Source organism: Pseudomonas sp. ATCC 43928 (genome assembly GCF_005938665.2).
Taxonomy (GTDB): domain Bacteria; phylum Pseudomonadota; class Gammaproteobacteria; order Pseudomonadales; family Pseudomonadaceae; genus Aquipseudomonas.
The window spans coordinates 5109053-5121623 of record NZ_CP041753.1 but is presented as its reverse complement, the minus strand read 5'-3'; the positions used below and the strand labels follow the sequence as shown (position 1 = coordinate 5121623).

The 12571-nt window shown below is 59.8% G+C and carries 8 protein-coding genes; 4 read left to right on the top strand and 4 right to left on the bottom strand.

Annotated features, from left to right (window positions below):
* Position 1 precedes the first annotated feature (1 nt).
* The 3 genes from FFH90_RS23310 to FFH90_RS23300 all read right to left on the bottom strand — a co-directional run bounded on the left by FFH90_RS23310 (position 2) and on the right by FFH90_RS23300 (position 3268).
* Complete coding sequence (locus tag FFH90_RS23310; RefSeq protein ID WP_007934103.1) at positions 2-1180, bottom strand: VWA domain-containing protein; 1179 nt, start codon at positions 1178-1180, stop codon at positions 2-4.
* Positions 1181-1201: 21 nt separating this feature from the next.
* Positions 1202-2047: a MoxR family ATPase gene (locus FFH90_RS23305; RefSeq protein WP_018926745.1), complete on the bottom strand. Its 846-nt coding sequence runs from the start codon at positions 2045-2047 to the stop codon at positions 1202-1204.
* A gap of 144 nt (positions 2048-2191) precedes the next feature.
* On the bottom strand, positions 2192-3268 hold the full coding sequence (locus FFH90_RS23300) for a DUF748 domain-containing protein (RefSeq protein WP_111454871.1): 1077 nt from the start codon (positions 3266-3268) through the stop codon (positions 2192-2194).
* Between the two features lie 126 nt (positions 3269-3394).
* On the opposite strand from FFH90_RS23300, the gene cysK reads away from it, so the two are divergent.
* Positions 3395-4369, top strand: coding sequence for a cysteine synthase A (gene cysK / locus FFH90_RS23295; protein ID WP_018926743.1), 975 nt, complete (start codon positions 3395-3397; stop codon positions 4367-4369).
* Between the two features lie 212 nt (positions 4370-4581).
* On the top strand, positions 4582-5520 hold the full coding sequence (locus FFH90_RS23290) for an aspartyl/asparaginyl beta-hydroxylase domain-containing protein (protein ID WP_018926742.1): 939 nt from the start codon (positions 4582-4584) through the stop codon (positions 5518-5520).
* A gap of 107 nt (positions 5521-5627) precedes the next feature.
* On the opposite strand, the gene FFH90_RS23285 is transcribed toward FFH90_RS23290, so the two are convergent.
* The gene (locus tag FFH90_RS23285; RefSeq protein ID WP_018926741.1) at positions 5628-6536 is read right to left on the bottom strand and encodes a DMT family transporter; all 909 of its coding nucleotides are present in this window, start codon (positions 6534-6536) and stop codon (positions 5628-5630) included.
* Between the two features lie 128 nt (positions 6537-6664).
* On the opposite strand from FFH90_RS23285, the gene aceK reads away from it, so the two are divergent.
* Both aceK and hrpA read left to right on the top strand, forming a co-directional pair.
* Positions 6665-8386, top strand: a complete 1722-nt coding sequence (gene aceK, locus FFH90_RS23280; protein WP_018926740.1) for a bifunctional isocitrate dehydrogenase kinase/phosphatase — start codon at positions 6665-6667, stop codon at positions 8384-8386.
* Between the two features lie 223 nt (positions 8387-8609).
* Positions 8610-12521, top strand: a complete 3912-nt coding sequence (gene hrpA / locus FFH90_RS23275; RefSeq protein ID WP_018926739.1) for an ATP-dependent RNA helicase HrpA — start codon at positions 8610-8612, stop codon at positions 12519-12521.
* Positions 12522-12571: the final 50 nt, after the last annotated feature.

Here is a 12571-nt window from a genome sequence, read left to right as displayed (position 1 = left end):
TCTACTTGGAAAGAAACCGCATCCCTTCCTCCAACCCCCGCAACGTCAGCGGATACATTTGATCATCGATCAAATCCCGCACGATGTTGGTCGACGAGGTGTAGCCCCAGGTGTCTTTCGGGTACGGGTTGATCCAGATGAGCTTCTTGTACTTTTCCTTGAAGCGCTGCATCCACACGTAACCGGCTTCTTCGTTCCAGTGCTCGACGCTGCCGCCGGCCTGGGTGATTTCATAGGGCGCCATGGCGGCGTCGCCGATGAAGATCACTTTGTAGTCGGCGCCGTACTTGTGCAGCAAGTCCTGGGTGGCGGTGCGCTCGGAGGTGCGGCGCATGTTGTTCTTCCACACCGATTCATAAATGAAGTTGTGGAAGTAGAAGTACTCCAGATGCTTGAACTCGGTCTTGCAGGCCGAGAACAGCTCTTCGCAGATCTTCACGTGGGCATCCATCGAGCCGCCGATGTCGAACAGCAGCAGCAACTTGACGGTGTTGCGCCGCTCCGGACGCATCTGGATGTTCAACAACCCGGCATCGCGCGCGGTGTGGTCGATGGTGCCGTCGATGTCCAGTTCTTCCGCCGCGCCCTGACGGGCGAATTTACGCAAGCGACGCAGGGCGACCTTGATGTTGCGCGTGCCCAGTTCCACCGAATCGTCGAGGTTCTTGTACTCGCGCTGATCCCAGACTTTCACCGCTTTGCCCTGGCGCTTACCGGCATCGCCGACCCGAATGCCTTCCGGGTTGAAACCACCGGAACCGAACGGGCTGGTGCCGCCGGTGCCGATCCATTTGTTGCCGCCGGCATGGCGTTCTTTCTGTTCTTCCAGGCGTTTCTTGAACTCTTCGATCAGCTTGTCCAGGCCGCCGAGGGACTGGATCGCGGCCCGCTCTTCGTCGGTCAGGGAGCGTTCGAATTCCTTGCGCAGCCAGTCTTCGGGGATCAACGCCTGAAGGTGATCGTCGAGTTTTTCCAGGCCATTGAAGTAGGCACCGAACGCCCGGTCGAACTTGTCGAAATGCCGTTCGTCCTTCACCAGGATCGCCCGCGACAAGTAATAGAACTCGTCCATGTCGGCGAAGGTCACGCGCTGTTTCAGCGCGTTGATCAGGTCCAGCAGCTCACGCACCGAGACCGGCACCTTGGCTGCGCGCATTTCGTTGAACAGATTGAGCAGCATGGCGATCGCCCTTATTGGTACTTAGCGAGTGCCGCGACGGCTCATGAACGCCAGACGTTCAAGCAATTGCACGTCCTGTTCGTTCTTCACCAGGGCGCCTGCCAGCGGCGGAATGGCCTTGGTCGGATCGCGTTCGCGCAATACCGCTTCGCCGATGTTGTCGGCCATCAGCAGTTTCAGCCAGTCCACCAGTTCGGAGGTCGAGGGCTTCTTCTTCAGGCCCGGCACCTTGCGCACGTCGAAGAACACGTCCAGCGCTTCGCTGACCAGGTCTTTCTTGATGTCCGGGTAGTGCACGTCGACGATCTTCTGCAGCGTCACGCGATCCGGGAACGCGATGTAATGGAAGAAGCAGCGGCGCAGGAAGGCGTCCGGCAGTTCTTTTTCATTGTTGGAGGTAATGATGATGATCGGACGTTTCTTGGCCTTGATGGTCTCGTCGATCTCGTAAACGTAGAACTCCATCCTGTCGAGTTCTTGCAGCAAGTCGTTGGGGAACTCGATGTCGGCCTTGTCGATTTCGTCGATCAGCAGAATCACCCGCTCTTCGGACTCGAACGCCTCCCAGAGCTTGCCCTTTTTCAGGTAGTTGCGAACGTCGTGGACCTTGTCCACGCCCAGTTGCGAATCCCGCAGACGGCTGACCGCGTCGTACTCGTACAGGCCTTGATGCGCCTTGGTGGTGGACTTGATGTGCCAGGTAATCAACTTGGCGCCGAAGGACTCGGCCAGTTGCTCGGCGAGCATGGTCTTGCCGGTGCCTGGCTCACCCTTGACCAGCAGTGGCCGCTCCAGGGTGATAGCGGCGTTGACCGCCAGCTTCAGGTCATCGGTGGCGACGTAGGCCTGGGTGCCTTCGAACTTCATCTGCTAATCCTCGAACGGTAACGCCGACCTGAGCGAGGCAGGGCGGGGCGCAATAAATGGTCAGGCTCGACTATAACGCGCAGGTCGGTCGACTGTGAACGCAGACGGGTTATTCAGTCTCTGAATGGGGCGTCACTTCGTGACTCATCCCGCATCCGGTTTGGGTCGTTCGTACTGGGCATTGAACGCCTGGATGAAACCGTTGCGTAAAATCTGCAAAAACGCCTCGAACGCGCTGATATTCCGCTGATGCACGTTGCCCTTGAGTTCGACGCGAGTGGCGAATTGGTTTTTCGCCTGGTTCTTCAATACATTCTGGGTGCCGCCGACGAGTGCTTCCCAAATGGAACGAAAAATCCCTTTGTCTTTGTTCTCCACGTCCTGTTGCCAATTGAACACTTCGACGTCCCGCAACAGTGGCTTGATGTAGCCGGTGAGTTGACCCTTATTGGCTTTGGCCTCGATGACCAGGTCGCCATGGCCGGCATTGAAGTCGAACTTGCCGTAGGCCGACGCGAAGTCGTTCAGGCGTTTGAGTTCAAGGTCCCTGGCGCGCAGGCGGAACTCGAAGTCTTCGAAATTGCTCAGCGGATCGAAGGTTGCCGTTGTTTCCAGCGGTGCATTCCCCGGTAACAGCGCCTTGCCATCGAAACGGGCATCGCGTTTGCCTTTGGTGTCGACTACGTTGGTCAGGTTGTAAATGTTGGCATTGACCTGAGTAGCGCTCAGGTTCACGGGTGGTTTTGAATTGAAGTTGTGAAAGGTGACCCGGCCATCGTTGATCCGCACTTCGTTCAGGGTAATCGGCAGCAATTTTTCCAACTGTGCCCGCCAGTCGGTGCCCTGACCGGTCTGGGAGTTTTTCTTGTTGGCGCCGCCATCGACGAAGTTCACCTCGGGTTTGTCGAACTGCGCCTTGGCCACCACGGCGTGGTCGTACCAAAGTGAGTGCCAGCTGACGGAGAGGTCGATCAATGGCGCGTTGACGAATGGCACCGGGACCTTGCCTTCGACCTTGACGATTTTCAACCCGTTGATTTTGTAGGCGCCACGCCACAGGGCCAGGTCCACGTCGGTAACCTGCCCGCGATAGTCGCCCATGTTGGCCAATCGCTCGTTCAGGTAGTCACGCACGATGTAGGGCAGGGCGATATGCACGGCAACCAGCAACATGAGGAGGCCGGCGAGGGTCAACAGGGGCCAACTGTATCGACGCTTCATGGCGGCAAATCTCTGGCGGTGTAAAGCGGTTGACTGCTATGGCAGCCGGACGTTCGACTGACTGGACGACCACGAGCAACAGGCATACCTTGGAGGGCTAATTCAACGCGGTATAAGGACCCAGCCATGAGCCGTATCTATGCTGACAACGCCCATTCCATCGGCAATACGCCGCTGGTGCAGATCAACCGTATCGCCCCGCGCGGTGTCACCATTCTGGCCAAGATCGAAGGGCGCAACCCTGGATATTCGGTCAAGTGCCGAATCGGCGCGAACATGATCTGGGATGCTGAAAGCAGCGGTAAACTCAAGCCCGGCATGACCATCATCGAACCGACCTCGGGCAATACCGGTATCGGCCTGGCATTCGTTGCCGCCGCCCGTGGTTATCGGTTGATGTTGACCATGCCTGCGTCCATGAGCATCGAACGACGCAAGGTGCTCAAGGCCCTTGGCGCCGAACTGGTGTTGACGGAGCCGGCCAAGGGCATGAAAGGCGCGATCGAGAAAGCTGCCGAAATCCTCGCCAGTGATCCGTCCACCTACTTCATGCCGGGGCAGTTCGAAAACCCGGCCAACCCGGCCATCCACGAAAAAACCACCGGCCCGGAAATCTGGAACGACACCGACGGTGCGGTCGACGTGCTGGTAGCGGGCGTCGGAACGGGTGGAACCATTACCGGGGTTTCGCGGTATATCAAGAATACCCAGGGCAAACCGATTCTCTCGGTGGCGGTGGAGCCAATGGTGTCCCCGGTGATCACCCAGGCGATCGCTGGGGAAGAGATCAAACCGAGCCCCCACAAGATCCAGGGCATCGGCGCTGGTTTTGTGCCCAAGAACCTGGACCTGTCGATGGTCGACCGAGTGGAATTGGTCAGCGACGACGAATCCAAGGCGATGGCCCTGCGCCTGATGCAAGAAGAAGGGATTTTGAGTGGCATCTCTTGCGGCGCCGCCATGGCGGTGGCTGTACGCCTGGCCGAAACCCCGGAAATGCAGGGCAAGACCATCGTGGTGATCCTGCCCGACTCTGGCGAACGCTACCTGTCGAGCATGCTGTTCAGTGACTTGTTTACCGAACAGGAAAATCAGCAATAAGATTTTATGGCTGTTTTGAAGCCGATCAGGGGGTTGATTCAGGTCAGCCCCCGTTCAGGAACCCTATGTTAAGAAGTGCTTTATTGCACAATCCTTAACACTGAATGTTGAGTAATACGGGTTTTTCCCGAGGCCGGTAGTGTTTATCATGGCCGACTGCCACGTCGGGTAAAAGGCGTTGTGCGGAGTTTCCTATTCTCAAGGAGTCGTAGATGAGCTTTTCCTTTGTCGCGAAGGCGTCGGTGTTGCTGCTGTTCCTCGGCAGCACGCTCTATGTGCATTTGCGTGGCAAGGCGCGTTTGCCGGTCCTGCGTCAGTTCGTCAATCACTCGGCCCTGTTCGCGCCCTATAACGCCTTGATGTACCTGTTCTCCGGTGTGCCGTCCAAGCCCTATCTGGACCGCAGCAAGTTCCCGGAGCTCGACGTGCTCAGGGACAACTGGGAAGTTATCCGCGACGAAGCCATGCACCTGTTCGACGAGGGCTACATTCGCGCCGCCGAAAAGAACAACGACGCCGGTTTCGGTTCGTTCTTCAAGAAGGGCTGGAAGCGTTTCTACCTCAAGTGGTACGACAAACCGCTGCCATCGGCTGAATTGCTCTGCCCGAAAACCGTCGAGCTGGTCAGCCGCATCCCCAATGTGAAAGGCGCGATGTTTGCGCTGTTGCCGGGCGGTAGCCACCTCAACCCGCACCGCGACCCGTTCGCCGGTTCCCTGCGTTATCACCTGGGGTTGTCGACGCCGAACTCCGATGATTGCCGCATCTTCGTCGACGGTCAGGTCTACGCCTGGCGTGATGGCGAAGACGTGATGTTCGATGAAACCTACGTGCACTGGGTCAAGAACGAAACCGAGCAAACCCGCGTCATCCTGTTCTGCGACATCGAACGCCCCTTGAGCAACCGCCTGATGACCCGCATCAACCGCTGGATCAGCGGCTGGCTGGGGCGTGCTACTGCGCCGCAGAACCTTGACGATGAGCGCGTTGGCGGGATTAACCAGGCTTATGCCTGGAGCAAGACTTTCAGCGACAAATTCAGCGGTATGGTCAAGCAGTGGAAGCGCCGCAACCCCAAGGCCTATCGCGTGCTGCGACCGGTGCTGGCGGTGGTGGTGTTGACGTTGTTGGGGTATTGGTTGTTCGGTTGAGGCCGACCATGGAATGAAAAAACCGCTCCTTGGGAGCGGTTTTTTTATGCGCGCTTGCTCATGAGCTCCGGGCCTTGTAAGTGATCCGACTTGCCTGCGAAGGCGTTTTATCGGGCAACCACCTCAACCGGCTTCACCACGGCCGGCTTCAACACCAGCCACAACGCCGCCGCAATCAACACTCCGCCATAGAGGTGCGCCATCGACAACGGCTCATCCAGCAACAGTGCGCCCCACAACACCCCGAACGGTGGAATCATGAAGGTCACGGTCATCGACTTCACCGGGCCGATCGAGCTGAGCAAACGGAAGTAAACGATGTAGGCAAACGCGGTGCAGCCCAAGCCCAATCCCAGCAACGACAACCAGACACTCCAGCCGCCCCAGCTTGCCGGTGGCTGGCTGATCACGCTGTAGCCGAACAGCGGCAGCAAAAACAAGGTGGCGCCGAGCATGCTGCCCAGGGCCGACAGGCGACTGTCGAGGCCGCCGGCCTGGTCGAGCCAGCGGCGAGCGAGGAAGCCGGCAAAGCCATAACAGGTGGTAGCCATCAGGCACGCCAGTGCGCCCATCAGCAGTTGCATATCGAACGCCACCGGACCTGCACGGGTGAGGATGCCGACGCCAAACAGTCCGAGAAACACCCCGCAGACCTTCGCTCCGGTGAGTTTTTCACTGAAGAACAACCCGCCGATCAATACGCCCATCAAGGGCGTGGTGGCGTTGAAAATCGCCGAATAGCCAGCCGGCAGCACTTGCGCGGCCACGGAGTAGAGCGTCGCCGGAACCCCGGAGTTGATCACTCCGAGCAGCATCACCGTCTTGAGTTTGCCTTTGAAATCCCAGCTGATACGCAGCAGCCCGACGATCACCAGCAGCCCGACAGCGGCAATCGATACACGGAAAAAGGCAGTGGGGATTGTGCCAATCACTGGGGCGATAATGCGCATGAACAGAAAGCTCGCCCCCCAAATGGCGGCAAGTGACAACAAACGCAGGATATCGACGGGGTTCACAGCACTTTCCTTCCTTGATTGGCGCGCAAGTGTCGCGCCAGTCGGGGTACAAGGCAATGGTTGCGTTGCGTCACACGGGGCCACTAAGCTCAAGCTCCAACGATAAGAACAGCCGCAGAGGTTTCACCATGCCGCAGCAATGGCCAGCCGCCGACATCGCCCGAATGATCCTCGATGGCTTTGACGATTACCGCGAGCATTTCCGTCAGATCACCGACGGTGCCCGAGGCCGCTTCGAGCAAGCCCAGTGGCAGGCGACACAAGTCGCGTCGGCGGCGCGGATCAACCTCTACGAAGAGAAAGTCGGCGAAACGGTCGGGCGCCTGCATCAGTCGTTCGCCGCCGATGTGCTGATGGACGTCAGCAGCTGGCCGTTGGTCAAAAGCGCCTATATCAGCCTGATCGACCTGCGCTTCGACGATGAACTGTCCGAGACCTGGTACAACTCGATTTTCTGCGGGCTGTTCAGCCACGACCTGATCAGCGACGGCTGCATGTTCATCCACACTACACGGCCAAGCTTGCGCCGCGCCCGGGCGGCGCAAACCCGCACGTACAAGCCCCATGGCCAGTTGTCCGGCATGCTCGCGAGTATTTTTACCGACTATCGCTTCAGCGAGGACTACGCCGATTTGCCCGGCGACCTGCGCCGTCTCGAAGTGCAATTGCGCGAGAACCTGCCGGACTGGGTCTGCAAGGACCCGGAGCTGAGTGTCGAGCTGTTTTCCTCGGTGCTTTACCGCAACAAAGGTGCCTATCTGGTGGGGCGCATCTTCACCCAGGACGATCAATGGCCACTGGTGATTCCGCTGCTGCACCGCGAAGGGCGGGGCATCCAGATCGATGCACTGATCACCGACGAGGCGGAGGTGTCGATCATCTTCTCCTTCACCCGTTCGTACTTCATGGTCGATGTGCCGGTACCGGCGGAGTTCATCGGCTTTCTCAAACGCATCCTGCCAGGCAAACACATCGCCGAGCTGTACACCTCGATCGGCTTCTACAAGCATGGCAAGTCCGAGTTCTACCGGGCGCTGATCAATCACCTAGCCAACACCGACGACCAGTTCATCATGGCCCCCGGCGTGCGCGGGATGGTCATGAGCGTGTTTACGCTGCCGGGCTTCAACACCGTATTCAAAATCATCAAGGACCGCTTCTCGCCGTCGAAAAACGTCGACCGCGCCACGGTGATCGAAAAGTATCGCCTGGTAAAAAGCGTCGACCGGGTCGGGCGCATGGCCGACACCCAGGAGTTCGCCGACTTCCGTTTCCCCCTGAGCAAGTTTGAGCCGGCATGCCTGGAAGAACTGCTTGAAGTGGCGCCGTCCACGGTGTCGGTGGAAGGCGATACGGTGCTGATTCGTCACTGCTGGACCGAACGCCGGATGACGCCGTTGAACCTTTATCTGGAACACGCCAACGAAGCGCAGGTGCGCGAGGCGCTGGAAGATTATGGCCTGGCGATCAAGCAACTGGCGGCGGCGAACATTTTCCCCGGCGACATGCTGCTGAAAAACTTTGGCGTCACCCGTCACGGTCGCGTGGTGTTCTATGACTACGACGAAATTTGCTTCCTGACCGAAGCCAACTTCCGCCACATCCCGCAACCGCGCACGCCGGAAGACGAAATGGCCTCCGAACCGTGGTACTCGATCGGGCCACTGGACGTGTTCCCCGAGGAGTTTCCACCGTTCCTGTTTGCCGATTCCGGGCAGCGAAAGTTGTTCGATCAATTGCACGGCGAGCTGTACAACGCCGATTACTGGAAGGGGCTGCAGGAAGCGATTCGGGCGGGGAAGGTGATTGATGTGTTTCCGTATCGGCGCAAGGGGCTGGATAACGAATAGCTCGTCTGAGCGAACACACTGTGGCGAGGGAGCTTGCTCCCGCTGGGTTGCGAAGCGACCCCAAAACCATTCATCGCGCAGATTCAGACAGCCGCGATGACAGGTTTACGACTGCTTCGCAGCCGAACGGGAGCAAGCTCCCTCGCCACAAAAGCGCGTCACTCAGCAGCCCAAATCTGCGACAATCCGCCTCCTGCGCCACTAGACGACTTTTGCGTACCTGATGACTGACGAATCGCCTTCCATCGACAAACTGCTGAAAAACCTCGATCACGCCATGCTCGCCGACCGCCACCGGCTGCGGCGGCAGTTGCTTGAGCTGCGCAAGAAACCTGACGAGGCCAAGCTGGCCCAGTGGGTGACGCGCACACAGGCGTCCTGTGATCAGGTGTTGGCGCGGCGCGCCAGCCTGCCGGTGATTCGCTACGACGACAGCCTGCCGATCGCCGCCAAGCGCGACGAAATCAAAGCGGCGTTGCTCAAACATCAGGTGCTGATCATTGCCGGTGAAACCGGTTCGGGTAAAACCACCCAGTTGCCGAAGATCTGCCTGGAAATCGGTCGCGGCCAGCACGGCCTGATCGGCCATACCCAGCCGCGTCGAATCGCCGCCCGCAGCGTGGCGAGCCGGGTCGCTGAAGAGTTGGCGACACCGTTGGGTGCGCTGGTGGGCTATCAGGTGCGGTTCGAGGACCAGAGCGATGCCAACACCCTGATCAAACTGATGACCGACGGCATCCTGCTGGCGGAAACCCAGAACGACCGCTACCTCGAGCGCTACGACACGATCATCGTCGACGAAGCCCACGAACGCAGCCTGAACATCGACTTCCTGCTCGGTTACCTGAAAACCCTGCTGCCCCGTCGTCCGGACCTGAAAGTCATCATCACCTCGGCCACCATCGACCTGGAGCGCTTCTCCAAGCACTTCGACGATGCGCCGATTGTCGAAGTCTCCGGCCGCACCTTCCCGGTGGAAACCTGGTATCGCCCGCTGACCCTGGAGCAGGACGAGGAGGGCAACCGTGTCGAGGATGACCTGACCGTGGATCAGGCGATCCTCGCCACCCTCGACGAAATCGCCGCGTTCGAACGCAGTGAGCGCAAGAGCCCCGGCGACGTGCTGGTGTTCCTGCCCGGCGAGCGCGAGATTCGCGACGCGGCGGACATGCTGCGCAAGGCACAGCTCAAGCACACCGAGATTCTGCCGTTGTATGCGCGGTTGTCGCCGGCCGAACAGCAGCGGATTTTCCAGTCGCATCCGGGGCGTCGAGTGGTTCTGGCGACCAACGTTGCGGAAACCTCTCTGACGGTGCCGGGCATTCGTTACGTGATCGACAGCGGCACCGCGCGCATCAGTCGTTACAGCTACCGCGCCAAGGTCCAGCGTTTGCCGATCGAAGCGATTTCCCAGGCCAGTGCCAACCAGCGTAAAGGTCGCTGCGGGCGGGTCGAGCCGGGTATTTGCGTGCGCTTGTACAGCGAAGAAGATTTCATCGGCCGGCCGGAATTCACCGACCCGGAAATCCTGCGGACCAACCTCGCGGCGGTGATTTTGCAGATGCTCCATCTGCGCCTCGGCGAGATCACTGATTTCCCGTTTATCGAACCGCCGGATGGCAAGGCCATCAGCGACGGTTTCAACCTGCTGCAAGAACTCTCGGCGGTGGATCGCAACAGCCAGCTGACCCCGCTCGGCCGGCAACTGGCGCGGCTGCCGGTGGACCCGCGCATGGGCCGCATGCTGCTGGAAGCGGCCAAACTCGGCAGCTTGCAGGAAGTGCTGATTGTCGCCAGCGCCATGTCGATCCAGGACCCGCGCGAGCGTCCGCCGGAGCGTCAGCAAGCCGCCGATCAGGCCCACGCCCAGTGGAAAGACGTGGACTCGGACTTCGCCGGGCTGGTCAATCTGTGGCGGGGTTTTGAAGAACAGCGCCAGGCACTGACGGCCAGTCCGCTGCGTAACTGGTGCCGCAAGAACTTCCTCAATTACCTGCGCCTGCGCGAGTGGCGCGATTCCCATCGCCAGTTGAGCCTGATCTGCCGCGACATGCAGCTGAGCCTCAACAAAGAGCCGGCGGATTACCCGAAGCTGCACAAAGCCGTGCTGTCGGGTTTGCTCAGCCAGATCGGCCAGAAAACCGAAGACGGCGATTACCTCGGCGCCCGTCAGCGACGCTTCTGGATTCACCCGTCGTCGGGACTGGGCAAGAAACGCCCGCAATGGCTGATGACCGCCGAACTGGTGGAAACCACCAAGCTGTACGCGCGGATGGTCGCCAAGATCGACGCCGACTGGATCGAGCCGCTGGCCGGGCACCTGATCAAGAAAAACCACTTCGAACCTCATTGGGAGAAGAGGCGTGGGCAGGTCGTGGCCTTCGAGCAAATCACCCTGTTCGGGCTGATCGTAGTCGGACGCCGGCCAGTGCATTACGGGCCGGTCGACCCGGTGGTGTCCCGCGAATTGTTTATTCGCGAAGCCTTGGTGCGTGGCGAGATTCAATCCAAAGCCAAGTGCCTGACGGCCAACAAGCAACTGCTGGAACAGCTCGACGAACTGGAAGCCAAGGCGCGTCGCCGAGACATTCTGGCCGATGAAGAAACCCTGTTCGCCTTCTACGATGCGCGCCTGCCGGCGGAGATCCATCAGACCGCGACCTTCGACAGTTGGTACCGGATCAACAGCCAGAAAGACCCGCAGCTGCTGATCATGCGCGAAGAAGACGTGCTGGCCCGCGAAGCCAGTGAAGTCACCGCCGCGCATTACCCGGACACCCTGCACATCGGCGATCTGGAGCTGGCGCTCAGTTATCATTTCGAACCCAATCACCCACGTGACGGCGTGACCTTGCGCGTACCGGCGCCGTTGTTGCCGATGCTGCCGCCGGAACGTCTGGAATGGCTGGTGCCGGGGGTGATCGAAGCCAAGTGCATTGCGCTGGTGCGCAACCTGCCCAAGGCCCTGCGCAAGAATTTCGTGCCGGTGCCGGATTTCGTCAAAGCCGCGATGCAGCGCATGACTTTCGGCGAGGGCTCATTGCCTCTGGCGCTGGGCCGCGAGTTATTGCGCATGACCGGCGCACGGGTCAGCGATGAGGCCTGGGCCGAAGCGTCGCAGCAGGTCGAAAGCCATTTGCGGATGAACCTGGAAATCGTCGACGGCCAGGGCAAGTTCCTTGGCGAAGGGCGTGATCTGGCGGAGTTGACCGCACGCTTTGCCGAGGCCAGCCAGGCCGCCTTGGCCGTGCCGCAAACCGCGAAAAGCCAGCAACCGGTGGAGGCGAAAGTCTTTGCCGCCGTCGCCGAGAAAACCCAACAGAAGATCGCCGGGCTGTCGATGACGGTGTATCCGGCGCTGGTGGAAGAGGCCGGGACGGTCAAGGAAGGACGTTTCTCGACCCCGGCCGAAGCCGAGTTCCAGCATCGCCGGGCCTTGCAGCGCTTGCTGATGCAACAACTGGCGGAGCCGGCGAAGTTCTTGCGCGGCAAGTTGCCGGGGCTGACCGAGTTGGGCCTGATGTACCGCGAGCTGGGGCGCATCGACAGCCTGGTGGAAGACATTCTGCTGGCCAGTCTGGACAGTTGCATCCTCGACGGCGAAGACCCGTTGCCACGCGATGGTGCCGCACTGGCGTCCCTGGCCGAACGTAAACGCGGTGCCTGGACCGAGCACGCCGAGCGTCTGGCCAGGCTGACCCTGGAGATTCTCAAGCACTGGCACGGCCTGCAAAAACGCTTCAAGGGCAAGATCGACCTGGCGCAAGCCGTGGCCTTGAACGACATCAAGCAGCAGCTCAGCCATCTGGTGTACCCGGGGTTCGTGCGGGAAACGCCGATGCCGTGGCTCAAGGAACTGCCGCGTTACCTGAAAGCAGTCGAGCAGCGTTTCGAGAAACTCGGCGCCCAGGTGCAGAAGGACCGGGTCTGGAGCGGAGAATTGTCTGGCCTCTGGACCCAATACCAGACCCGCGCCAACAAACACGCCCAGGAAGGCAAGCGCGATCCGCAGCTGGAGCTTTATCGCTGGTGGCTGGAGGAATACCGGGTTTCGCTGTTCGCACAGCAATTGGGAACCAAGGTGCCGATCTCCGACAAGCGCTTGAGCAAGCAATGGACACAAGTCGAGCCTTGAACCCTGTGGGAGCGGGTATGAGTTCGACTCAGCAAAAGGCGCCAAAAGCC